This window comes from Nonomuraea sp. CA-141351 (assembly GCF_050944675.1).
In the GTDB taxonomy this organism is placed as follows: Bacteria; Actinomycetota; Actinomycetes; order Streptosporangiales; family Streptosporangiaceae; genus Nonomuraea.
This window is the reverse complement of sequence record NZ_CP191982.1, coordinates 263,763-284,899: the sequence shown is the minus strand read 5'-3', so window position 1 is coordinate 284,899 and position 21,137 is coordinate 263,763. Positions and strand designations below refer to the sequence as shown.

The 21,137-nt window shown below is 68.5% G+C and carries 26 protein-coding genes and 1 pseudogene; 14 read left to right on the top strand and 13 right to left on the bottom strand.

Features of this window, described 5'->3' with window-relative positions; genetic code table 11:
• Nucleotides 1-13 precede the first annotated feature (13 nt).
• The 6 genes from ACQPWU_RS01510 to ACQPWU_RS01485 all read right to left on the bottom strand — a co-directional run bounded on the left by ACQPWU_RS01510 (nucleotide 14) and on the right by ACQPWU_RS01485 (nucleotide 5,702).
• Nucleotides 14-391, bottom strand: a complete 378-nt coding sequence (locus tag ACQPWU_RS01510) for a DUF742 domain-containing protein (RefSeq protein ID WP_433436352.1) — start codon at nucleotides 389-391, stop codon at nucleotides 14-16.
• Nucleotides 388-2,664 (bottom strand): sensor histidine kinase, encoded by a 2,277-nt coding sequence (locus ACQPWU_RS01505; protein WP_433436350.1) that lies wholly within the window; start codon nucleotides 2,662-2,664, stop codon nucleotides 388-390. Before ACQPWU_RS01505 ends, ACQPWU_RS01510 begins: the two co-directional genes overlap by 4 nt.
• A 124-nt stretch (nucleotides 2,665-2,788) precedes the next feature.
• Nucleotides 2,789-3,511 carry a DUF998 domain-containing protein gene (locus ACQPWU_RS01500; RefSeq protein ID WP_433436348.1) on the bottom strand — a complete coding sequence of 241 codons (723 nt, stop codon included), beginning with the start codon at nucleotides 3,509-3,511 and terminating at the stop codon, nucleotides 2,789-2,791.
• Between the two features lie 148 nt (nucleotides 3,512-3,659).
• Nucleotides 3,660-4,028, bottom strand: coding sequence for a VOC family protein (locus ACQPWU_RS01495; RefSeq protein ID WP_433436346.1), 369 nt, complete (start codon nucleotides 4,026-4,028; stop codon nucleotides 3,660-3,662).
• Nucleotides 4,029-4,035: 7 nt separating this feature from the next.
• Entirely contained in the window at nucleotides 4,036-4,413 is a 378-nt protein-coding gene (locus tag ACQPWU_RS01490; protein WP_360687861.1) for a VOC family protein, read from the bottom strand.
• Between the two features lie 161 nt (nucleotides 4,414-4,574).
• A complete protein-coding gene (locus ACQPWU_RS01485) occupies nucleotides 4,575-5,702 on the bottom strand; it encodes a S1 family peptidase (protein WP_433436344.1) in 1,128 nt (375 codons plus the stop codon).
• Between the two features lie 183 nt (nucleotides 5,703-5,885).
• Here ACQPWU_RS01485 and ACQPWU_RS01480 point away from each other — a divergent pair, with 183 nt between their 5' ends.
• The gene (locus tag ACQPWU_RS01480) at nucleotides 5,886-6,371 is read left to right on the top strand and encodes a hypothetical protein (RefSeq protein ID WP_433436342.1); all 486 of its coding nucleotides are present in this window, start codon (nucleotides 5,886-5,888) and stop codon (nucleotides 6,369-6,371) included.
• Here the strand turns inward: ACQPWU_RS01480 and ACQPWU_RS01475 are convergent.
• Nucleotides 6,273-7,469 (bottom strand): MFS transporter, encoded by a 1,197-nt coding sequence (locus ACQPWU_RS01475; protein WP_433436340.1) that lies wholly within the window; start codon nucleotides 7,467-7,469, stop codon nucleotides 6,273-6,275. The genes ACQPWU_RS01480 and ACQPWU_RS01475 overlap by 99 nt on opposite strands.
• Before the next feature lie 99 nt (nucleotides 7,470-7,568).
• Nucleotides 7,569-8,036: a MarR family winged helix-turn-helix transcriptional regulator gene (locus tag ACQPWU_RS01470; RefSeq protein WP_433436338.1), complete on the bottom strand. Its 468-nt coding sequence runs from the start codon at nucleotides 8,034-8,036 to the stop codon at nucleotides 7,569-7,571.
• Between the two features lie 44 nt (nucleotides 8,037-8,080).
• Between ACQPWU_RS01470 and pip the strand changes: the two genes are divergently transcribed.
• Nucleotides 8,081-9,013 (top strand): prolyl aminopeptidase, encoded by a 933-nt coding sequence (pip, locus tag ACQPWU_RS01465; RefSeq protein WP_433436336.1) that lies wholly within the window; start codon nucleotides 8,081-8,083, stop codon nucleotides 9,011-9,013.
• Here pip and ACQPWU_RS01460 read toward each other — a convergent pair.
• Nucleotides 9,000-9,332: a winged helix-turn-helix transcriptional regulator gene (locus ACQPWU_RS01460; RefSeq protein WP_433436334.1), complete on the bottom strand. Its 333-nt coding sequence runs from the start codon at nucleotides 9,330-9,332 to the stop codon at nucleotides 9,000-9,002. The two genes, pip and ACQPWU_RS01460, sit on opposite strands and share 14 nt — an antisense overlap.
• 83 nt (nucleotides 9,333-9,415) lie before the next feature.
• Between ACQPWU_RS01460 and ACQPWU_RS01455 the strand changes: the two genes are divergently transcribed.
• Together ACQPWU_RS01455 and ACQPWU_RS01450 are read left to right on the top strand one after the other, a co-directional pair.
• Nucleotides 9,416-9,988 carry an NADPH-dependent FMN reductase gene (locus tag ACQPWU_RS01455; RefSeq protein WP_433436332.1) on the top strand — a complete coding sequence of 191 codons (573 nt, stop codon included), beginning with the start codon at nucleotides 9,416-9,418 and terminating at the stop codon, nucleotides 9,986-9,988.
• A 15-nt stretch (nucleotides 9,989-10,003) separates the two neighbouring features.
• Nucleotides 10,004-11,284 carry a TIGR04013 family B12-binding domain/radical SAM domain-containing protein gene (locus ACQPWU_RS01450; protein ID WP_433436330.1) on the top strand — a complete coding sequence of 427 codons (1,281 nt, stop codon included), beginning with the start codon at nucleotides 10,004-10,006 and terminating at the stop codon, nucleotides 11,282-11,284.
• On the opposite strand, the gene ACQPWU_RS01445 is transcribed toward ACQPWU_RS01450, so the two are convergent.
• The gene (locus ACQPWU_RS01445) at nucleotides 11,281-11,511 is read right to left on the bottom strand and encodes a hypothetical protein (protein ID WP_360687885.1); all 231 of its coding nucleotides are present in this window, start codon (nucleotides 11,509-11,511) and stop codon (nucleotides 11,281-11,283) included. The two genes, ACQPWU_RS01450 and ACQPWU_RS01445, sit on opposite strands and share 4 nt — an antisense overlap.
• A gap of 44 nt (nucleotides 11,512-11,555) precedes the next feature.
• Nucleotides 11,556-12,065: a VOC family protein gene (locus ACQPWU_RS01440; protein ID WP_433436327.1), complete on the bottom strand. Its 510-nt coding sequence runs from the start codon at nucleotides 12,063-12,065 to the stop codon at nucleotides 11,556-11,558.
• Nucleotides 12,066-12,126: 61 nt separating this feature from the next.
• Here ACQPWU_RS01440 and ACQPWU_RS01435 point away from each other — a divergent pair, with 61 nt between their 5' ends.
• The 8 genes from ACQPWU_RS01435 (at nucleotide 12,127) to ACQPWU_RS01400 (ending at nucleotide 17,433) form a co-directional block, all read left to right on the top strand.
• Nucleotides 12,127-12,576: a MarR family winged helix-turn-helix transcriptional regulator gene (locus ACQPWU_RS01435; RefSeq protein WP_433436325.1), complete on the top strand. Its 450-nt coding sequence runs from the start codon at nucleotides 12,127-12,129 to the stop codon at nucleotides 12,574-12,576.
• 59 nt (nucleotides 12,577-12,635) lie between these two features.
• Complete coding sequence (locus ACQPWU_RS01430; RefSeq protein ID WP_350732537.1) at nucleotides 12,636-12,824, top strand: hypothetical protein; 189 nt, start codon at nucleotides 12,636-12,638, stop codon at nucleotides 12,822-12,824.
• Nucleotides 12,825-12,853: 29 nt separating this feature from the next.
• Nucleotides 12,854-13,999 (top strand): xylose isomerase, encoded by a 1,146-nt coding sequence (gene xylA, locus ACQPWU_RS01425; RefSeq protein WP_433436323.1) that lies wholly within the window; start codon nucleotides 12,854-12,856, stop codon nucleotides 13,997-13,999.
• A complete protein-coding gene (xylB, locus tag ACQPWU_RS01420; protein ID WP_433436321.1) occupies nucleotides 13,996-15,399 on the top strand; it encodes a xylulokinase in 1,404 nt (467 codons plus the stop codon). Before xylA ends, xylB begins: the two co-directional genes overlap by 4 nt.
• A gap of 368 nt (nucleotides 15,400-15,767) precedes the next feature.
• The gene (locus tag ACQPWU_RS01415; protein WP_433436319.1) at nucleotides 15,768-16,373 is read left to right on the top strand and encodes a TetR/AcrR family transcriptional regulator; all 606 of its coding nucleotides are present in this window, start codon (nucleotides 15,768-15,770) and stop codon (nucleotides 16,371-16,373) included.
• Nucleotides 16,370-16,828 (top strand): GNAT family N-acetyltransferase, encoded by a 459-nt coding sequence (locus ACQPWU_RS01410; protein WP_433436317.1) that lies wholly within the window; start codon nucleotides 16,370-16,372, stop codon nucleotides 16,826-16,828. Before ACQPWU_RS01415 ends, ACQPWU_RS01410 begins: the two co-directional genes overlap by 4 nt.
• Nucleotides 16,829-16,969: 141 nt before the next feature.
• Entirely contained in the window at nucleotides 16,970-17,206 is a 237-nt protein-coding gene (locus ACQPWU_RS01405) for a hypothetical protein (RefSeq protein WP_433445605.1), read from the top strand.
• Nucleotides 17,203-17,433, top strand: a complete 231-nt coding sequence (locus tag ACQPWU_RS01400; RefSeq protein ID WP_433436315.1) for a hypothetical protein — start codon at nucleotides 17,203-17,205, stop codon at nucleotides 17,431-17,433. Before ACQPWU_RS01405 ends, ACQPWU_RS01400 begins: the two co-directional genes overlap by 4 nt.
• Before the next feature lie 635 nt (nucleotides 17,434-18,068).
• Here ACQPWU_RS01400 and ACQPWU_RS01395 read toward each other — a convergent pair.
• Nucleotides 18,069-18,623 (bottom strand): shikimate kinase, encoded by a 555-nt coding sequence (locus ACQPWU_RS01395; RefSeq protein ID WP_433445135.1) that lies wholly within the window; start codon nucleotides 18,621-18,623, stop codon nucleotides 18,069-18,071.
• Nucleotides 18,624-18,669: 46 nt separating this feature from the next.
• Here ACQPWU_RS01395 and ACQPWU_RS01390 point away from each other — a divergent pair.
• Nucleotides 18,670-18,830: pseudogene (locus ACQPWU_RS01390) on the top strand (IS5/IS1182 family transposase); the annotation flags it as partial.
• A 192-nt stretch (nucleotides 18,831-19,022) separates the two neighbouring features.
• On the opposite strand, the gene ACQPWU_RS01385 reads toward ACQPWU_RS01390, so the two are convergent.
• Entirely contained in the window at nucleotides 19,023-19,862 is an 840-nt protein-coding gene (locus ACQPWU_RS01385; protein ID WP_433436313.1) for an SMP-30/gluconolactonase/LRE family protein, read from the bottom strand.
• A 289-nt stretch (nucleotides 19,863-20,151) separates the two neighbouring features.
• On the opposite strand from ACQPWU_RS01385, the gene ACQPWU_RS01380 reads away from it, so the two are divergent.
• Complete coding sequence (locus ACQPWU_RS01380) at nucleotides 20,152-20,715, top strand: TOPRIM nucleotidyl transferase/hydrolase domain-containing protein (RefSeq protein ID WP_433436311.1); 564 nt, start codon at nucleotides 20,152-20,154, stop codon at nucleotides 20,713-20,715.
• Nucleotides 20,716-21,137: the final 422 nt, after the last annotated feature.

The following is a 21,137-nucleotide window of genomic DNA, read 5'->3' as shown; positions in this document are numbered from 1 at the left end:
ACCCCCGGGCGGCCTAGAGCGCTCTGAGGCCGTTGATCACCTCTCGGAGAAGGCTCTCCGTGGGCGTGGCGGCCTTGTCGCGCGGCGGGCGCACCGTGATCAGGCCGTGCTCGAGCAGGTCCCCCAGCAGCACCCTCACGACGGCGACGGGCAGGCCCAGATCCGAGGCGATCTCGGCGACGGGCCTGGTCTCGCCGGACGCGGCGCTCAGCAGCCGCCGGTGCTGAGCGCTGAGCTCCGCCTTCGCCGGGATGGGCAACCCCGTCGAGACGACGGTCGCCAGCAGGTCGAGCGTGGAGGAGGAGGCGGGCTTGGTGCGCCCGCGGGCGACCGCGTACGGCCGTACGACGGGACCTGCCTCCTCATCGACCCACTCGTGCTCGCGGCTCACGACTGAGATCCCCCATCCTGCTCGCTGTCCTGCCGCCCGCGCTGCCAGCCCGACTGAAGCGAGGAGAGCAGCGCCCTGGCCTCTTCGGGCGAGCGCTCCTCGGCCGGCGGCACCGGGGGCGGCGCCTGCTTGAGCCGCTGCGGCAGGCCGGCCTGCCGTTCACGCCGCGGCAGGCCCGTCTCCCTCTGCCGCTGGCGGCGGGGCAGCTCCGAGTCCTGCCGCTCATGCTGTTGCGGCAGCTGCTGAGGCTGTTGCGGCAACTGCTGGGGCAGCTCGTTCATCGCCGGAGCGCCGCCGCGCTTGCTGGTACGGACACGGCGCGGGAGCTCGCCGGGCCCTGTGGGCTCGGACCGTACGACCGACACGGAGACGGACTCGAACTCGAGCGGCTGCACCGGCGTCGCCATGGGCTCGACCAGCGAGCCCGGCAAGAGCACGATGGCGGTGGTGCCGCCGTACGGTGAGGGCTTGAGCGTCACCCTGACGCCGTGCCTGGCCGCGAGCATGCCGACCACCGCGAAGCCGAGTCGCTCCGTCTGCGCGGGATCGAATTCCGGCGGGCTGGCCAGGCGCTCGTTGATGGCCCTGCGGGTGGCCGGGTCCATGCCCAGGCCGCGGTCCTCGATCTCGACGGCGAAGCCCCTGCCGACCATCTCACCGCGTACGGAGACCTCGTTGCTGGGCGAGGAGAAGGAGGCGGCGTTCTCGATCAGCTCGGCGAACAGGTGCATGAGGTCGGCCACGGACGCGCCCGAGACGCCGCACTCGGACATCGGGTAGACGCGTACCCGGGTGTACTCCTCGACCTGGGCCGCCGCGCCGCTCAGCACGTCCTCGACGGGGATGACCCCGCGCCACCTGCGGCCCGCCGAGCCGCCCGACAGCAGCACCAGGCCCTCGGCGTGGCGGCGCATGCGCGTGGTCAGGTGGTCGAGCCTGAACAGCCGCTCGAGCGCCTCGGGCTCCTCCGTCTGGCGCTGCATCTCGTCCAGCATCTTGAGCTGGCGCTGCAGCAGCGACTGGCTGCGCCTGGCGAGGTTACGCAGCGCCTCGGACACGCCCTCGCGCAGCCTGGCCTGCTCGACGGCCGCGTCCACGGCCGTGCTCTGCACGCTGTCGAACGCCGCGGCCAGGTCGCTGACCTCGCTGGTCGCGTTCCGGCCCACCGTGATGGGCGGCGCCTCGGTCGCGATGTCCACGCTCTCGCCCTTGCGCAGCTTCGCCACGACGTCGGGCAGCCTGATCTCGGCCAGGTCCAACGCGGTACGGCGCAGCGCCCCCAGCTCGCGGGTGAGCCTGCGGCCGACCTTGATCGAGATGATGACGGAGAACACGACCGCGACCAGGCCGAGCAGGCCCGCTATGCCGGCCCGCACCAAGACGCCCACGCCCGCGGGCTCCATCCTGGCCAGCAGCTTGTCGCCGGTGCGCCAGACGGCGTCCCTGTACTCCTTCTGCACCTGCTCGGCCACGCCCCGCCAGAGCTCGACGTCCACCGGCTGGCCGGTGATGTAGCTCTCCAGCAGGTTCTCCATCGTGTTGTAGCGCGGAGAGTAGTACAGCTTCTCGAAGGGGGCCCGCAGCTCGGTGTCGAGGTTGGCCAGCGCCTTGGGGAACAGGTACGTCCTGGTGCTGTCGAGACCGGCCAGCATGTGGAGGTCGTGCATGCTGATTCGGCCGTTCGAGGCCACGATCAGCGCGTGCTCCCGGCTCAGGATCTCGCGTACCTCGTCGGCGGCGATCAGGCCCTGCGCCTGGAGCGCCAGCTCGAGGTCGGTGCTGACCGTCATCCGGGAGTAGAGCAGGTGGATCTCGTCGGAGATCTTCGCGTACTCGGTGACGAGAGTGCCGGGGGTGAGCTTGCGGTCGTCCACCTTGTGCCGGATGTCCGGTATCCGGTTGATCGCCTCGAACACTGTCTGGAGCTGGGTCTTCATGTCCTGCGTGAGCGCCGCCTGCGTGTCCTGGGCCATCGACTGCTCGCGCAGCGTCTTCCTGCTGTTGTCGACCTTGGCCCGCGCCTTGCTCAGCGCGTCGGGGGCCGTGATTGTGCCCGCCAGTTGCTCGGCGGAGGCCAGCCGTTCGGCCTGGAGGTTGGAGATCAGGCCGTCGGCGTGGTTGATGACGCCCGTCCAGATCGTCTCGACCTTGAGCAGGCTGAGCGCCTCCCCCAACGTGGTGCTCGCGGCGAAGCCCCAGAGCGCGATCAGGGAGATCAAGGGGATGACGAGCAGCGTCGAGATCTTGAATCTGATGGATCTGCCCGATGCCATGACACCTGCTCCCGGATAGAAGATCGCGGAGAGAATAGCACCCGAACAGATGGTTTTAAGATCGATTAGCGATAAATCTGTGATATGTCAGGAAATTCCTGCCTCCTGTGACTGCGAGGCGGGCCTAGGCCGCGCTCCTCCACGAGGCTCCCCCGAGGGCCGAACCAGCAGCTACACGATCTCCTTCACCGCCCCGGCCCCCGAACGGAACGAGCCGGCCGGCCGAGAGCCGCGGGCTCACCGTCGTCCAGAGCAGCCAGCCGGCCAGCACGCCCAGCAAGGCCACCTCGGCCCCGAGCAACAACCGCTCGACGAGCCCGATCATCACCCGCTCCCCCGGCATGGCCACGTACGTGATCGCCAGCAGCCCGAACCCCCCGGCCAGGGCCACCCACTCCACCACCCGCGCCACAGGCTTCCAGCGTTCGTCTGAGGCCAGCCGGGGCACCAGCAACGCCCCGGCGGCCGGCAGGCTGACGAACGCCACGACCGACACGTACCGGTGAACCTGAGCCGCCAGATCGAGGTCCGCCCCGATGGGCGTGGTCGGGACCAGAGCCGCCACCATGAGCGCCCCCGACCAAACCCCGAGCAACCACTCAGGCATCCCCCGCACCGGCGCCCCTGCCGCCCGCAGCCCCGCCAGCAGCGCCAGCGACCCGACCCCGAGCACTGCCATAGCGACCTCCGTGACGCCCCCGCGGTCAGACACGGCGTATTCGCTGATGGTCACATTGAGCGGGTCCAGGTAGGGGTCGGGCCCGAACTGCCCGGCCACGACGGCGACCACCGAGAACAGGATGGAGGCGCAGGCGATCAGGGGGTAGAGCCTCTTCACTGCGGTCATGAGCCCACTTTCCCGCCCGCGGGCCCCGTCCCACATCCGGCTCCACCCCGACCCACCCCTGACTCGACCCTGACCTCTGGCCGAAGCCGGGTGAGCCGCGCGGGGCGGCAGGCCTACGTGGAGGTGCCGCCCCGATACGACACCACCGCTACTGCTGGATGACCGACAGAATGTTGCCCGCCGGGTCCGTGAACCACGCGATGGGCGGCCCCTGGCCGCGGAGAACGCCCTTCGAGTCCACCGGGAACCCCTCGTAGCGCTCGAAGCGCACTCCCTGCGCCGTCAGCTCGTCCACCGCCTTGTCGATGTCCTCGACCGGGAAGTTGAGGATCGTGAACGTGGCCGGAGTGTGCGTGTCCTTCGGGTAGACGAGGATGTCGGTGCCGCCCGCGATGTGCAGGGTGAGCAGTCCGTGATCTTCCGAGACGCGCAGTCCCAGCGTCTCGCCGTAGAACCTCTTCGCCGCCGCGATGTCGTTCACCGAGAACCCGCTGAACGCCTTTGTGTTTTCGAACATGATCGCCTCACATGGCCGCGAGAGCGGCTTCACTGAGCTGGATGATCTGCACGTAGTTGCCGTCCGGGTCGATCGCGGTGGCGAACAGGCTGCCGTCACGGTCCTCGAGCGGCGCCAGCCACGACGCGCCCGCCTGCTCCATGCGGGCCGCGACGGCGCGGGCGTCGGCCACGTGGAAGTTCAATATCGTCCGGCCGGGCTCCGGATTCTTGTCGGTCACGTCCGACCGCGTGTCGATGAACAGGTAGAACTCACCGAACTTGAGCACTCCGTACTGCTGGACGTCGGTGTTCTCCTCCGGGTCGAGCGCGGTGACGTACCAGGTGCGCAGGCGCTCGGGGTTGGTGCTGGCGAGCAGCATGCCGCCGACGACGGGTCGCTTCATCGCGAACTCCTCTACTGGTGGATCCAGATCTCTTGCGGAGATGCAGACCAGGCGCGGCGCGAAAAGTCATCGGTGAGCCGGGCAAAAAATCGCCGCGCCGCGTGCCCGGGGTCTGCCAGGGCACGCGGCGCGGGGTTTCGGTCAGCAGAGCCGGTGGGGGCTCAGCCGGTGGTGAGCGTGAGGCCGTACACGCTCAAGATCTCATTTACGGGCTGGTGGTACGTCGTACCGCCGCTGGTGCAGTTGCCCGAGCCGCCCGAGGTCACGCCCTGGGCCTGGTTGCCCGAGATGAACGAGCCGCCCGAGTCGCCCGGCTCGGCGCACGCGCTGGTGCGGGTCAGGCCGGTGACGGTGCCCTGCGAGTACGTGACGGTGGCGTTGTGCTGCTGGATGGTTCCGCAGCGCCAGCCGGTGGTCGAACCGGAGCGGCAGATGGACGAGCCGACCGCGGCCTGGGTCGAGCCGCGGACGATCACGGTGGAGCCGCCCGAGCCGCGTACCCACGGCTGCGGGGTGTTGCCGGGGGCGGCGACCCAGGCGTAGTCGTTGCCCGGGAAGGACGCGCCCTGGAAGGTGCCCGTCGGGTTGGTGGTCCGGCTGCCGGCCAGGCGGCAGTGCCCGGCGGTGACGAAGCCGGGGGTGCTGCCCTTGGTGACGGAGAAGCCGACGCTGCAGCGGCTGGAGCCGATGTAGTACGGGGCGCCGCCGACGATGTTGATGTACGGCGTGGGCCGCTCGGCGGTCGCCGACACGCTGACCGCGTTACGATCCACGCGCGCGGCCGTGGCCAGCGCCTCCGCGGCCTCGACCGTGGGCGCCTGGACGGCGACGCTGTTGCTCTTCACGTCCACGTACCAGAGCGCGGCCGCGGCCCTGGCACGCCTCGGGGCCTGGTCGATCTGCCGCATGATCGCGTCGAGCTGGGCGAGGGACCGCGTGACCACGACCGGCTGCGCGCCCTGCGACTCGATGGTGGCGGTGGTGTTGGGGTCGGTGGTGGCGACCAGGAGCCTGGAGGCGTCGTCGTTCAGCCAGGCGCCGCCGTACGACGCGCCGAGCTGGGAGGTCAGCGTGGCCTCCGTGGCCGCGGCGCGTTCCTCGTTGGCCAGCCGGGTGAGCACCTGCTGCTCGGAGAGGCCGAGGTCCCGCTCCAACGCGTCGACCACGGCGGGAGGCGGGGTTGGGGAGGCGGATTGAGGTGCCGGGGCAGCTGCTGCGGGGCTGATGGGGGTGGCCAGGCAGGCGGCGAGGATGACGCCGCCCACCAGCGCACAGCGCTTACTCAACATGTGCACTCCTCGGGTGGGGGTGCTGTCAAGCTAACGTTTGCTACTGGCTCTGCCAGCATGCCAAAGAGCCTCTATTTCGGTGTTATGGGGGCTTTTTGGTCATGGGTCCGAATCGCGGATTTACCGCCTTAAAGGTGAGCGGATTGGTGGGTCGGTAGGGTCCCGTGGCTGGAGGTGTTCTCTGTGCGTAATGGTGTTCGTCATGTGCTCGGCGCCGGCGCAGGACTGCTGGCCACCCCGCTCATCGCGGCCGGTTTCATCGTCGGGATCGAGCGCTTTCGCGCCACGGCGGTCATGAGCGTCGATTGGACTGTGATGGCCGTGTTCATCGGCACATTGGTCCTCATCGGCGCTTTGGCGGGGTCGCGGATCTCACCGCTCGCCTCCTTGCTGCCGGGCCTCGCCTTCACCGGATTCATCGGGGCGGCCCTGGTGCGCATCGCCATGGGCGGCGACCACCGGATGGGATTCGACCAGGTGCCGAGCGAGTTTCTCGAGGGCTACATGTCCCTGCTCTACACCTGGTCGCTCCCCACGGGGTGCGTCCTGCTGGCCGCTTCGGCCTTCCCCTCACGCTGGCGGGGCGCCAGGACCGACCCGCCTCCGCCGCAGGAAGTCCCGGAGCCGCCGCCCCTGCCCAAGCGGATCCCGTCGTCGTCCCGCCACTGAGATCAGCAGGTACGGAAGGACCAGGATCGCGAACGTCGTGCCGTGCGACACGTACGACGAGGTCGCCCCGTAGACGACGTAGACCACCACCGTGACCAGATTCGTCCCCAACCCGGCGACAGAGGTCACTGTGGCCCGCGCCGTGCCCGTGATCCGCTCCTGGAGCCGCGCGCCGGCCAGAACCCCGGCCAGCTGGAACGCCCCGAACGCCACGGCGATCAGCCCGAAACCCGCCGGATGCCCCACGAGAGCCCCCGCGGCCATGGCCACCGCCCCCAGCGCGAGCAGGGGGGCGTACGCGGACACCACGCCGGACAGCAGGCCGCCCGCCGTGGCGCCGATCCAGACGAGCAGGATCAGCAGCGGAATGGTGGTCTTGGCCACGCCCGTCTCGGCCGCCAGGAAGGGGACGTACTCCTCCAAGGCCCCCCAGATCGCCGTCACGAGCGAGACCTGCAGGACGGCGTGCAACACCCCGGGGTCCGTGCGGGCCTCTGTGACACCCTCCCTCAATATCGCCAAATATCTGGACTTGGGCTGCTCAGTCCCCCGCGTCCTGCGCTCGGGCAGCGTCAGCGCCACAGCGGCGCACAGGGCGCAGGCCAGCACGCTGGCCGCCCCCACGGCGAGGTAACCCCCGGCGGCGAAGACGGGCACGGCCAGGCCGATGGCGAGCGCGTCCGCGACGAGGCCGACGGAGGTGGCCCGGCCCATGACGGTGACGTAGCGGGTCTCGAGCCCCCGACGCGAGAGCTCCTCGTACGACAGCGCCTCGAACGCGCCCGAGACGAGCGCCCCCTCGGCCCCCCACAACACGAACCCGAGCGCGAAGGCCCAGTACGAGGGGAACAGGACCCACAGCCCGAAGCCCAGGCCGGCCAGCAGCGGCCCCAGGCAGAGCAGCAGGCGCCTGGAGACCCTGTCGGCCCAGGCACCCGACGGGATCTCCAGCACCATGCCCGTCACCGACCAGATGACGAACAGGGACGAGGTCTCCGCTACCGATAACCCGGCGTCCGCGAACAGCAGCGTGTAAACCGGGTAGAGCAGGATGAACTCGCCGAGAAACGTGTAGACGTACAGCGAAGCGACAAGCATGAGGCCTTCCAGGGGACGAGTAGGGACTCCGAGTGCCTGAAAGCCTCGGAGGCCCGCGCGCCCCGCGCCGGCCCTTGGTTATGGATCAATGTCGCCAGGTCATGCCGACGAGTCTAGCCGCATGAGCCCTTCGACGCGGGTGCGGAACGGGCGGCGTTCCAGCGCCTCCACCATGGCCCGCAGCATGTCGGCCAGCGGCACCGGCAGCTCCTCGTCCAGCTCCCGCATCGCTCGCTCGGTCGCCGCCCACTCGGCCTCGATCGCGGGAAGCGCGGCGCGGGCCTTGGAGGTGAGGTGGACGATGCGGTGGCGGGCATCGGCGCCCTTCTCCAAGGTGACGAAGTCGTGGCGGCGCATCTGGATCACGGTCTGGCTGGCCGCCGAGTGCGTGACGCCGATGGCCTCGGCCAGGTCGCGGATGGCCATCGGGCCCCGCGCCACCAGCGTGCGCACGACCGGGGAGAAGCGGGGGCGGTATTCGGGCATGCCGAGGTCCGCGTAGATGTCCGCGATGGCGCCGTCCATCAGCTCGTGAACGTGGCGCATCAGCGTGCCCAGGGAAATCATAAGGGCTAATATAACAGCGCTGTTAGACAAGAAGGGATGAGCGCATGGATCCGTACGACAAGGGGATGCTCGACGTCGGCGACGGCAACCTCGTGTACTGGGAGGTGGCGGGCAATCCGGCGGGCAAGCCGGCCGTGGTCGTGCACGGCGGGCCCGGCTCAGGAGCGGGGCCCGGCTGGTACCGGCACTTCGACCTCGACACTTACAAGGTGGTGCTCTTCGACCAGCGGGGCTGCGGCAGGAGCACGCCGAACGTCGGCGACTGGGCGGTGAGCCTCGACGCCAACACCACGCATCACCTGGTCGCGGACATGGAGCTGCTGCGGGAGCACCTCGGGATCGGCAAGTGGATGCTGTTCGGCGGGTCGTGGGGCGCGACGCTGGGGCTGGCGTACGCCGTACGACATCCGGAGAGGGTCTCTGAGGTCGTGCTGTTCGGAGTCGGCACCACCACCAGGCGCGAGGTGGAGTGGATCACCCGCGAGATGGGCCGGGTCTTTCCCGAGGAGTGGGAGCGGTTCAGGGACGGCGTGCCCGAACAGGACAGGGACGGGAACCTGGCCGACGCCTACGCCAGGCTGATGGAGCATCCGGATCTCGCGGTGCGGGAGAAGGCGGCGGTCGACTGGTGCGAGTGGGAGGACCGGCACGTACAGCTGCGCTCAGCGCTCGAGCGGGATCCGAGGTACGACGACCGGGACTTCCGCGTCACGTTCGCACGCCTGGTCACCCACTACTGGCGGCACGCCGCCTGGCTGGGGGACGACGAGCTGCTGCGGGGCGTGGTGGGGCTGGGGCACGTTCCCGGAGTGCTGGTGCACGGGCGGCTGGACGTGAGCACGGCATTGGAGACCGCATGGAAGCTGTCGCGGGCGTGGCCCGGCTGCGAGCTGATCATGGTCGACGACGCCGGCCACGGCCCAGGGCTGGCCGACACGCTCGCGGCCGTGACCGGCAGGATGGCTAAGCAGACTTAGCCTCCGGCAGCGGGACCCACTTGTGCGCCCACGTCACGAGCTCGTCCAGCACGGGCCGCAGCTCCTGCCCCATCTCGGTCAGGTGGTATTCGACCCGCACGGGCGACGTGGCCAGCACGCGGCGCTCGATGAGCCCGGCGGCCTCCAGCTCGCGCAGCCGCCGGGCCAGCATCGTGTCGTTGATGCCGGGAATGGCCGCCTTGAGGTCGGCGTAGCGGTGGGCGCCCTTGAAGATCATGTGGATCAGCGCTCCCGACCAGCGGGCGCCGATCAGCTCCAGGGCGATGTGGAAGCGAGTGCACACCGAGTTGAGACTCACGAGAAGATCCTAGCATTTGCTCAGGAAGGTAAAGCTACTCAATAATGTTGAGCAGATGTCTTACCGAGCACAGGAGTTGAAAAATGAACAGGCCCGTTCTGCAGATCATCGTCGCGAGCACCCGTCCCGGTCGCGCCGGCCGTTCCATCGCCGACTGGTTCCAGGGCAAGGCCGTGGACTCGGGACTCTTCGAGGTGGAGCTGGTCGACCTGGCCGAGGTCGGGCTGCCGTTCCTGGACGAGCCCAACCACCCGCGGCTCAAGCAGTATGTGAACGCTCACACCAAGGAGTGGAGCGCCACCATCGACCGGGGTGACGCGTACGTCTTCGTGACCCCGGAGTACAACCACAGCTTCAACGCCGTGCTGAAGAACGCCCTCGACTACCTGCACCACGAGTGGCACCACAAGCCGGCCGGGTTCGTCAGCTACGGAGGGGTCTCCGGCGGCACCCGCGCCACGCACAGCCTGCGCCAGGTGGTCAGCACGCTGAAGATGGTCCCGGTGCTCGAGGCGGTGAACATCCCGTTCTACTCGCAATTCATCGGCGAGGACGGCAAGGTGCACGCCAACGAGGTCATGGAGTCCGCGGCCGACGACATGCTCGCCGAGCTGGCCAGGCTGGCCGGCGCGCTGCGCCCGGTACGTCAGGGCTGAGCTACGCTGCGGGACGTGGCGCTGGCTGTGAGTGTGGTGGTCCGATACCGCAAGGCGGTGACGTACGGCGTGCACGCGCTGCTCGCCGCCCTGGAGACCGCGGGGGTCGAGCACGAGCTGAGACTCGGGACGACCCCCGAGGAGACCGCCGAGCACATCTCCGCCAGCGGGGCCGACCGGGTGCTGGTGCTGTGGTCGTTCTACTCGCCGGACGCCGAGGCCATGGCAGCCGAGCTGGCCACGGTCAGGTCACTGAGCGGCGGCCGCGGGCTGCACATCGCCGGCGGCGTGCACGCCACGGCCGAGCCGCAGCAGGTCATCGACGCGGGCTGGGACCTGGCGGGGATCGGCGAGGGCGAGTCCACGATCATCTCCCTCGTCCGGGCTCTCCAGCGGGACGAGCCGCTCACCTCGGTCCCGGGCCTGGCGATCAAGGACGGTGACGGCGTCGCGCTGCGCACCAGGCCGGCGCCGCAACTCCCGCTCGACGCGTTCCCCTCGTTCCTGGGCAGGAAGGGACCGATCGAGATCACCCGCGGCTGCCGCTACACGTGCCGCTTCTGCCAGACGCCGTTCATGTTCGGCGGGCAGTTCCGCCACCGCTCGGTCGCCAGTGTGCGCGAGCACGTGCGCGGGATGGTCGCCAGGGGCCTGCGCGACATCCGGTTCATCACGCCGACCTCGCTCTCGTACGGCTCCCCAGGGCCCGATCCCGACCTCGGCAAGGTGGAGGAGCTGCTGGCCGGGGTCAAGGAGGAGCTGCCGCCGGACGGCCGGGTGTTCTTCGGGAGCTTTCCTTCAGAGGTACGCCCCGAGCACGTCACGCCCGAGGCCATGCGGCTGCTCAAGCGCTATGTGGCCAACGACAACCTGATCATCGGCGCCCAGTCGGGCTCCGACAAGGTGCTGGCCGCCTCCGGGCGCGGCCACGACACCTCGCCGGTGCGCGACGCCGTCAGGATCGCGATCGAGCACGGCTTCCGGCCGAACGTCGACTTCATCTTCGGCATGCCGGGCGAGACCGAGGAGGACCAGGGCCAGTCGCTGGAGCTGGCCGCCGACCTGGCAGAGCTGGGCGCCCGCATCCACACCCACACGTTCATGCCGCTGCCCGGCACGCCGTGGCGGGACGCCGAGCCCGCGTTCATCCCGCTGGCCACCATGAGCGAGCTCGACCGGCTGGCACAGCGCGGGGACGCCTACGGGCACTGGCGCAAGCAGGCCGAGCACGCCGCACGGCTGGCCGAGACGGCCAAGGCGTACCCGCGGCGGACGCGGCGGCGGCGCACCGGCTAGTCGTCCTCGTCAAAGGTGTGCAGCACCCGCTCGAACGCGTCGCTCACGGGCCGCAACGCCTGTGCGAAGGCATTGACCAGCGGACCGAAGATCTCCGTCATCTCGGTCATGAAATCGGGACTCTTGTCCTCGGGAGGCGCCCAGCGCATGGCGTCCGCGCTCAGCGTCTCCCACTCGTCGACGACGCCGTCGATGGCGTCGAGCACATGGTCAGGATCGGTTGGCATGACCGTTCTCCGTGGAAGAAGGGCCGTATACAACCCACGGTACTTCAGGCCTGGATCGAGACCCCCACTCCGCCACGAGTCTGCGCGCCGAACCTCTCCTTGTCGGCGCCCAGGTCGAGCGGACGGATGCCGGCGCGCGCGGCGAGGATCTCGTCGGTGAGCAGCGAGGCCGGCACCAGCCACGACACCTCGAACTCCAGCCCGTCGGGGTCCTTGGCGTACAGCGCCTTCGTGGTGCCGTGGTCGGACGCGCCCACCAGGGCGCCCAGCTCGGTCAGCTTGGCCGCGACGCGCTCCAGCTCGTCGAGGGTGTCGACCTCCCACGCCAGATGGTAGAGGCCGACGGACGTGCGCCCGGCCGGCGAGGGCTCCGCGCTCGCGCCGATCTCGAACAGGCCCAGGTCGTGGTCGTTCGTCGAGCCGGGAGCCTGCAGGAAGGCGGCGCCCCGCATGCCCATCACGATCTCGAAGCCGAGGGCCTCGCGGTAAAAGGCGACGCTGCGTTCCACGTCACGGACGTAAAGGACCGCGTGGTTGAGTCGCTGGACAGGCATGGTTTTCCCCTTTCAGCCGAGTCCCTCGCTAAGTATATGAGCGTTCAACTAAATTGACCCCGTGACGAGATGGCTGGATGCGGACGAACAGCACACCTGGCGGAACTTCCTGGCGGCGACCCAGCTCATCAACGAGACGCTCGACCGCCAGCTCCAGCGGGACGCGAGCATGCCGCACACTTACTACATGATCCTCGTTGCGCTCTCCGAGGCGCCCGAGCGGTCGATGCGGATGAGCGAACTGGCCGCCAGGGCGCAGAGCTCCCAGAGCCGTCTCTCGCACGCCGTCGCCCGCCTGGAGGAGCGCGGCTGGGTCCGCCGCGAACGCTGCCCCGCCGACCGGCGCGGCAACCTCGCCGTGCTCACGGACGACGGGTTCGCCGCGCTGGCCGCCGCGGCGCCCGGGCATGTGGAGGAGGTACGGCGGAGCCTGTTCGACGTGCTGACACCCGAACAGGTACGCCGGCTCGACGAGATTTGCGTCGCGGTGCGGAACACGCTGGAGGGATAGTGAGAAACTGTCGGGCCGAGGCCGTACCGTTCTCCGGGTACCCGACGAAGGAGAGGCCGATGCACGACACCGATGAGGCGCTGTTCAGGGCGGTCCACGGCATTGCCGGGCGGTTCGCCGGCCAGCCCGTGCCCGTGGTGATGGAGGCGCTGCTGCGCCACCTTCCCAAGGCCCCCGGCCTCGAGGTGGCGGAGATCCGCAAGATCGCCGAGGAGATCAGCGTCGGACGTGATCCCTCGGGCTTGTGAACAACTGATCAGCAGGGGAGCATCGAGACATGTACGAGCCAACCCCTGAAGATCGATTCACCTTCGGTCTGTGGACGGTCGGCTGGCAGGCGCGCGATCCGTTCGGGGACGCCGCTCGGGCGCCCCTCGACCCCGTCGAGAGCGTGCATCGGCTGGCCGAACTCGGGGCCTACGGCGTCACATTCCACGACGACGACCTGCTCGCCGTGCAGCCCGATCGCGACCGGGCGATCGCGGCCTTCCGGAAAGCGCTTGCCGAGACCGGGCTGAAAGTGCCCATGGCCACCACCAACCTGTTCACACACCCCGTCTTCCGCGACGGCGCCTTCACCAGCAACGACCGTGACGTGCGGCGACACGCCCTGCGCAAGGTCATGCGCAACCTCGACCTGGCCGCCTCCCTGGGCGCCACCACCTACGTGTGCTGGGGCGGCAGGGAGGGTGCCGAGTCCGATGCGGCCAAGGACGTACGCTCGGCGCTCGGGCGCTACAAGGAGGCCATCGACCTGCTCTGCGGCTATGTGCGCGAGCACGGCTACGGCATCCGCTTCGCTCTCGAGCCCAAGCCCAATGAGCCGCGCGGCGACATCCTGCTGCCGACGATCGGGCACGCGCTGGCCTTCATCGGCGAGCTGGAACATCCGGAAATGGTGGGGCTCAATCCCGAGGTCGGCCACGAGCAGATGGCCGGCCTCAACTTCGTGCACGGCATCGCGCAGGCGCTGTGGCACGGCAAGCTGTTCCACATCGACCTCAACGGCCAGCACGGGCCGCGGTTCGACCAGGACCTGGTCTTCGGCCACGGCGACGTGATGAGCGCGTTCTTCCTGGTCGACCTGCTGGAGCACGGCGGCTACGACGGGCCGCGCCACTTCGACTACAAGCCGTCGCGTACGGAGGACCCTTCGGACGTGTGGGTGTCGGCCGTCGCCAACATGCGGACGTACCTCATCCTCCGTGAGAAGGCACGGGCCTTCCGGGCCGACCCCGAGGTACGAGACGCACTCAGGGCCTCCCGCGTCGAGGAGCTCGGCCTGCCCACGCTCAACCGCGGCGAGACACTGGCCGATCTGGCCTACGACGACTTCGATCCTGAGGTCGCCGCCGCGCGCGGATACCATTTCACGCATCTCAACCAGCTTGCGCTGGAGCACTTGTTAGGAGTTCGTGGGTGACGCTGGTCGCTGGGGTCGATTCCTCGACACAAAGTTGCAAGGTCGTCATTCGTGACGCGGAGACGGGCGCGCTGGTGCGGCAGGGCCGCGCGCCGCATCCCGACGGCACGGAGGTCCATCCGTCGCACTGGTGGTCCGCGTTGCTGCGGGCCATCGAGGAGGCCGGCGGGCTCTCCGACGTGCTGGCCATCAGCGTGGCGGGGCAGCAGCATGGCATGGTCTGCCTGGACGAGTCCGGAAATGTCGTACGCGACGCTCTGCTCTGGAACGACACCCGCTCCGCCCAGGCAGCCACCGACCTGATCGCAGAGCTGGGCGGGCCGCAGGCCTGGGCCTCCGCGGTCGGCTCGGTGCCGGTCGCCTCGTTCACGGTGACCAAGCTGCGGTGGCTGGCCGAGAACGAGCCGGGCAACGCCGCCCGTACTGCCGCGGTCTGCCTGCCGCACGACTGGCTCACGTGGCGCCTGGCCGGCGCGCTCGCCTCGGGGACCTTCTCCCCCGACGCTCCTACGCCACCGATCGACCAGCTCACCACGGATCGGGGGGACGCCTCGGGGACGGGCTACTGGTCGCCGGCGACGGGGGCGTACCGCACGGATCTGCTGAAGCTGGCGTTCGGGGCGGTCCCGCTCCTCCCCCAGGTGCTGGGTCCGACGGACGCGGCCTTCGAGGGGGGCGCGGTCATGATCGCACCGGGGACGGGCGACAACATGGCGGCCGCACTCGGAGTGGGCGCCCGGCCTGGTGACGTCGTGGTTTCGCTGGGCACCTCCGGCACGGTGTTCGCGGTCGCGGAGTCGGCCAGCGCCGACCCCACGGGCGCGGTGGCCGGGTTCGCCGACGCGACCGGGCACTTCCTGCCGCTGGTGTGCACGCTCAACGCCGCCCGGGTGATGGACGCCGCCGCCCGCATCGCCGGTGTGAGCCTTGACGAGCTGAGTGATCTGGCCCTCCAGGCACCGCCGGGTGCGGGCGGGCTGACGCTCGTGCCGTACCTGGAGGGCGAGCGCACCCCCAACCGCCCCACCGCGACGGGCTCCGTCCACGGGCTGACCCTGGCCACCTCCACCCCCGCCCACCTGGCACGCGCGGCCATCGAAGGCATGCTGTGCGGCCTGGCCGACGCTCTCGACGCGCTGGGCACGAAGCCCGAGCGGGTGCTGCTGATCGGCGGCGCGGCCCGTTCGGAGGCGGTCCGCCGCATCGCCCCCACGATCTTCGGCGCCCCGATCACGGTGCCGCCCCCGGCCGAGTACGTCGCCAACGGCGCCGCGTACCAGGCCGCCACGCTGGTCACTTCGCCGGAGTGGCGGTCGGAGGAGACGGAGACGTACGAGGGGGAGGCCGTTCCGGAAATCCGCCACCGCTACGCCCGCGCCACCTCCCACATCCTCGACTGACAGCACCTTGTGGCCCCGACGCCCACCGGGCGCTCGGGGCCCTGAACCTGTCAGTAGATCCACAGTTCAAACGGTGAAACGTGGGGTGCGGACCCCTCGCTGCGCCAGTTCCAGTCACCGGCGCTCCGCTCCAGACCTACCAGCGACCGCGAGGCCCGGTACCTCCCCACCTCCGCCTGTGTCCGGAAACTTGGGCAGGTGGTCCGCGAGCAGCAGCCGAAGTCGATCCCTCCTGCCTCGGCGCGGCGGTCGGCCTGGGCCTGTCTCAGAGACTGGGCGAACTCGTCACGGGACGTCTCCGCCGGTAGTTCCGCGGGTGTAGCATCACGCTTGTTACGTAACAAACGTTTCGCATCCCGGAGAGGCATGTGCCCAAGCAGGTCGATCAGGCCGAGCGCCGTCAGGCGATGTCCGAAGCCGTGTGGCGGGTCGTCGCGGAGCGCGGCATGGACGGGCTGACCATGCGGGCGGTCGCCGACGCGGCCGGATGCACGACCGGCATGGTGACCCACTACTTCCGCGACAAGAAGGCGCTGATGGCCCACGCCAGATCCGTCATGCACGACCGCATGGCCCACCGCGTCGACGCGCTCGCCGCCGAGGGCACCGCCCGCGAGACACTGCGGTCGGTGTGCGAGCAGGCATTGCCGCTGGATGACGAACGGCGTCTGGAGACCGTCGTGTGGATGCACTTCCAGCTCTCCGCCCGCGCCGATGCCGAGCTGCTCAACCTGCATGCGTCGGCTCACGCCTCCTGGGTCCGCCGCCTCACCGGCCTCATGCGCGCCGCTCTCGGCCAGCCGGAGCCCACGGACCTGGAAGAGCGGGTCCAGAGTCTGGTCGCCTGCCTGGACGGCCTGGCGCTGAACGCCGTGGCCGATCCCAGCGCCTACCCGCCCGAGCTCCTGCGCCGCGTCCTTGCGACTCACCTCGACCTGGTCCTCGCAACCCCGGAAGGAACCGCGCACCCATGACAACCGCCGACTTGTCCATCACCTCTGCCACGAGCGACGATCCCAGGATCAGGCGGTTGGTCCGCGACCTGGACGCCGACCTCGCCAGTCGCTACCCCCACGACACCGGTGGCACCGGGGCCAACCTCGACCCGGCCATCCGCTTCCTGCTCGCCGAGTTCGACGGCCGGCCAGTCGGTTGCTGCGCCATCCAGCCCTTCCCCGACGGCGCCACTGAGCTCAAGCGCATGTATGTGACCCCCGCGGCCCGCGGCCGCGGTATCGCCAGACGGCTGCTGGACGAGGCCGAACGCATCGCCACCACCCTCGGCCACCCCGAGATCCGCCTGGAGACCGGTATCCACCAGCCCGAGGCCATCGCGCTGTACACCCGCGCCGGCTACACGATCATCCCCAACTATCCGCCCTACCAGCACGAACCGCTCAGTCGCTGCTATGCCAAGCTGCTGTCCTGACCCGGTCTCGTAGGCGCCCCGCCACCTGTCCGCGTCAGAACTGATCGTGAGTGCGCCAGTGACGGGTGACGAGATACTGGATCGCCCAAGACATGGAGCGACGGTGTGTTCGCGGCGCTTCAGGACCCTCGCAAGGAGGTCGTGAGCATCCGCAACCTGTTCTTCGACAAGATCGCGTCACGGCATTCCCCTTCTGAAATCCCGTTGAGAACGGTGCGCGCGACACGCTTTCATAAGATCAACGAGCAGAAGGAAAAAGACCGTGGTGAACTGTGCCGGAACATAAGGAGCCCAGGCCATCCAACACGCGCCAGGTCGGAGACCGCCTCAAACTTCATCGGCACCGTCTCCGAGCCGATGGCCGAGACTACAGAGTGATCACACTTCGCCCCGGCACCAGAGCCCGATTCTCCACGAACTTCTACCACGGGACCTGGCATATCCTCTCCGATCCGCACGGCGCGCTGCTCCTCAGCCGCCTGCTGTGGGCCTGTCCTTTCAACGGCAACCTGACACGGTTGTGGTCATTGATCGTCGATTCATCGACCCCAACCCATTCGACGCCGAACAAGGCGACCCCATCGCTCTCGTTCCAGCCGACCTGACGCATCTGCCGGCGCGGACCGCCCGGCACCTCGGCCGGCGCGCCGCCGTACCGGGGACCATGTCCGGAACTGTCCGGTGGCATACCTGGGGCCTCGACGTGGCAGTCAACGAGTGGCGCACTCAGCGGGCCGACGGCACTTGGTGGCGGCGATGGCGCCCAGAGGAAGATATTCGGGCCGCCGAGGTAACACGGCTGGATGGGCTGCTCAACGTACGGGCCTCATCTTCTTTGCTCCGCCGCTGGGCGGTCTACGTGGCCACGATGCATGACTATGTAGACGGGGGCATGTCGTACACCGAGTTGGACGGCCCAAAGTGGGAACCCTGCCGGAGCGACGGCGAGGTGCAGACCTTCCACGATTACCATCAGCGAGTGTCCGTCGCCAAGATCTCCCGTAGAGAGGTGCTTGCCGCCGAGAACACACCCTGCGAACCTGCGGAACTCCGGCCCCTGATCTGGAGTCGCAACGACGCCGTCCGAAGCCGTCGTTGATAGCCGCGAGGTGCTCAGAACTCTGGCATGAAGTCCGGCATCGGGTAATCAAAGAGCCCAGGCCACGTACGAAGATCAGCCATCGTCAGGCGTTCGTGAGGGTGGCATGAGTACGCGCGCGTCTGCTTCCAGCATTTGAGATCACTCGCACATGGTCAAGAGGCGACTGACGCTCTGCTCAGGTTCTTCTCCCTCTGTGTGGAGGACTGTCGTTGCGAGAACGCGGTTTCCAGGATCGTGCACCCACTGGCAGAGAAAGTCGTGCCCGTCCCTGCTGATCCAGTCGGTTCCCTTCGTCGCGAGACTGCGCTGCCGCAGAACCTGAACGGATCGTTCATGGTCAGGGGAGGGCAGCACAAGCACCACATGGTCGACAGGGCGAAGCGCGGCCCGAACACGCCGGAACAACTCCGGCTGCGTGTAGTGGCTGTGGCCGGCCCCCAGGGAAATGATCGTGCCTGGGTGGTCAGCCACGATGCGTTCCACAGCATGAGCACGCGCTGGTTCCCACTCATGTTCGGCTGCGACTCTGCCTACGGCCTGGATTCGGTCACGCAGCTTGTCCATGCTCCATCCCACCTCGGCGTAATAGCTCTCACCGAGTGCGTCCACGTCGACAAAGCTTCTTCCTGTCGCTGAGGCCAGTCCGTTCCCAAGAGTGCTCTTTCCTGCCGCGGCCGGACCGATGAGGATCATCCACGGGGCTGTCTGCATTCGTACATTCTCATCTGACGGGTCGATGAGGACGACTGACCGATCCCACGCCCGCATCCGGGCCATCGGCGAGCGTGTCATCGTGACGCTGAAGACCTGGAAGGTACTGACCAAGCTGCGCTGCCGCCCCGCCGCGCGACCGCGCTCGTGCAGGCCATCCTCGTCCTACGGTTCATCGAAGAAGACCGCTGCTCAAGACGAAAAGACTCCTTGACAAACAATGCGGTCGGGACTCGTTGTGTCGGGCAACCGTTCCAGAAGATGAGTCTCCAGATCCTCGCCGACGATCCCGTTGTCGCAAACGCCGGTCCATCACGACAGGACCGCTTCCCGCCGGCTCAACGAAGGTCGGTGGTGCGTGGAGTCGTGTGCTCGGACAGCCTAGGCGATGCCCGGTACGGCCACCCGGGTCGTGCGCACTTGGCCGGTCCGGTCAGGGCCGAACATGTTCTCGACCCCAAGCCACTGGGCCGCCATCACGAACAGTGTCCTACGGTCCGCGCCGCCCAGTGCGCAGGCGAAACAGCTCAGCCCCTCAGGGACCACGACCTGCCCCAGTATCTCGCCGCCCTCCCGGACCCGTACGCACCGGCCCATCGAGGCGGCCCAGACCGCGCCCTCGGCATCCAGGCAGATGCCATCCGGGCCGGTTTCCAGCTGAGCCCACACCCGCCGGTTGGACAGGCCGCCGTCGGCGGCGATGTCGAAGGCGGTCAGCCGGGAGGCGAACGACTCCGCCACGATCAGCGTGCCGCCGTCCGGCGTCACCACCATGCCGTTGCCGAACTCGATGCCGTCGGCCACCTGCCGGACCACCCCGTCCGGGGTGACCAGCGCGATCAGCCCGGGAACGAACGGCCCGCCGCCCATGAAATCGAAGTCGCTGCCGTTGACATAGGTGAAGCCGCGGCGATCCACCACGATCTCGTTCCAGCCCTTGGCGATCGGGCCCAGGTCCGCGTAAGGCACCAGCGCACCATCCCGCTCTTGGCGCAGCAGCAGCGCCTCGGGCCCCTGCACGACCAGCAAAGTGCCGTCCGGCAGCCAGTCGATGCTGAACGGAACAGTGGTCGGCACCCGCATCATCACTTCGCCGGCGCCGTCGGTGTCGAGGGCGATGATCTCCTGAGTCCCCCAGTTCGAGAACCACAGGCGGTCCTCGTGCCACCGCGGCGATTCGCCGATCGCAAGCCCGCTCAACAGGATGCTCGTGTCAGACATTGCTCTGCTCCTCCAGGTCGATCTCGCGGCTCGGCCGGCCTGTCCGGCCTTCTGCTCTCCATACGAGCCGCACCCCCGCAGATCGACACCTCGCAGAAAAATGACAGACATGCTTTCTGATCAGGAGGATGTCCCCGCCAGTCCCGCGAGGACCACACTGACGAATCGTCCCTCTCGTGCGACTGCACGGCGTCGGCCACATCACGCACGCCGATCGTGGTCTGCGGCCGGTCCCTTGCAGCGGGTAAAAGGGGATGAACCTCTCCAGGTTCAGTGCGAGGCTGGGCTCGTGAGCGACACGCAAACCGTGGTCCTGGTCGAGGGAGCCAGTGACAAGTCGGCCATCGAAGCGTTGGCCGAACGCCGCGGCCGGAACCTCGAGGCCGAAGGCATCTCCCTGGTGGCGATGGGCGGTGCCACGAACATCGGAACGTATATCGGCAGGTTCGGCCCTCCCGGTCGCAATCTCCGGCTGGCCGGTCTGGTCGACGTCGGGGAGGAAGGTGACTTCCGGAGGGGTCTCGAGCGCGCCGGCCTTGGATCCGATCTGGAGGCGCTCGGATTCTTCGTGTGCGTCGCTGACCTGGAAGACGAGCTGATCCGCGCCCTCGGCACCGCCGCGGTTGAGCGCGTTGTCGATGCCGAGGGCGACCTCCGCTCATTTCGCACGCTCCAGAAGCAACCCGCATGGCGCGGGGGCAGCACTCACGACCAGCTGCGCCGGTTCATGGGATCAGGCAGTGGCCGCAAGATCCGCTACTCTGGCCTGCTCGTAGCGGCACTCGATCTCGATCGCGTGCCGCGGCCGCTGGATATGCTGCTGGACCACCTATCAGGCAGTCGGAGACGGTGATTTTGTCATCGCCGGATGAGGCAGATTCGTTGGCGAACCAGCGGGCGCTTAGCTACGACGATCTTGAGTGACCTGCGTAGTTGCTGTTCAGGATGCTGATCGTGTCCCCTGTGACGCCCCACCATTCTCCCTGCTTTCCCATCCGATCGGGCACGCCATAGGCCCTCTCTTGTGGTCGTTTCGGGCGCTCAACTACTCTCATCCCACCTTGAGGGAGGGAGGCGGCAAGTGACCGTAAGGCGCGCGCGTTTCGTTCTGATGTGGATCGGCTGCCTGGTTCTCGTTCCCAGCGTCCTTCTAGAACGATACGCACAGGATGCCAGAGAGAAGGCCAGATATAGCGAATACTGGACACTCGTGCAAGAGAAACAGTATTTCGGAAGCACGCCGCACGCTGATGCGTCCCATGAGCCTCTGATAAT

Coding starts and splice junctions, on each gene's coding strand:
- ACQPWU_RS01505 (WP_433436350.1), bottom strand. CDS start 2,664: ATGGCATCGGGCAGATCCATCAGATTCAAGATCTCGACGCTGCTCGTC.
- ACQPWU_RS01500 (WP_433436348.1), bottom strand. CDS start 3,511: ATGACCGCAGTGAAGAGGCTCTACCCCCTGATCGCCTGCGCCTCCATC.
- ACQPWU_RS01495 (WP_433436346.1), bottom strand. CDS start 4,028: ATGTTCGAAAACACAAAGGCGTTCAGCGGGTTCTCGGTGAACGACATC.
- ACQPWU_RS01490 (WP_360687861.1), bottom strand. CDS start 4,413: ATGAAGCGACCCGTCGTCGGCGGCATGCTGCTCGCCAGCACCAACCCC.
- ACQPWU_RS01485 (WP_433436344.1), bottom strand. CDS start 5,702: ATGTTGAGTAAGCGCTGTGCGCTGGTGGGCGGCGTCATCCTCGCCGCC.
- ACQPWU_RS01475 (WP_433436340.1), bottom strand. CDS start 7,469: ATGCTTGTCGCTTCGCTGTACGTCTACACGTTTCTCGGCGAGTTCATC.
- ACQPWU_RS01470 (WP_433436338.1), bottom strand. CDS start 8,036: ATGATTTCCCTGGGCACGCTGATGCGCCACGTTCACGAGCTGATGGAC.
- pip (WP_433436336.1), top strand. CDS start 8,081: ATGGATCCGTACGACAAGGGGATGCTCGACGTCGGCGACGGCAACCTC.
- ACQPWU_RS01455 (WP_433436332.1), top strand. CDS start 9,416: ATGAACAGGCCCGTTCTGCAGATCATCGTCGCGAGCACCCGTCCCGGT.
- ACQPWU_RS01445 (WP_360687885.1), bottom strand. CDS start 11,511: ATGCCAACCGATCCTGACCATGTGCTCGACGCCATCGACGGCGTCGTC.
- ACQPWU_RS01440 (WP_433436327.1), bottom strand. CDS start 12,065: ATGCCTGTCCAGCGACTCAACCACGCGGTCCTTTACGTCCGTGACGTG.
- ACQPWU_RS01430 (WP_350732537.1), top strand. CDS start 12,636: ATGCACGACACCGATGAGGCGCTGTTCAGGGCGGTCCACGGCATTGCC.
- xylA (WP_433436323.1), top strand. CDS start 12,854: ATGTACGAGCCAACCCCTGAAGATCGATTCACCTTCGGTCTGTGGACG.
- ACQPWU_RS01410 (WP_433436317.1), top strand. CDS start 16,370: ATGACAACCGCCGACTTGTCCATCACCTCTGCCACGAGCGACGATCCC.
- ACQPWU_RS01395 (WP_433445135.1), bottom strand. CDS start 18,623: ATGATCCTCATCGGTCCGGCCGCGGCAGGAAAGAGCACTCTTGGGAAC.
- ACQPWU_RS01385 (WP_433436313.1), bottom strand. CDS start 19,862: ATGTCTGACACGAGCATCCTGTTGAGCGGGCTTGCGATCGGCGAATCG.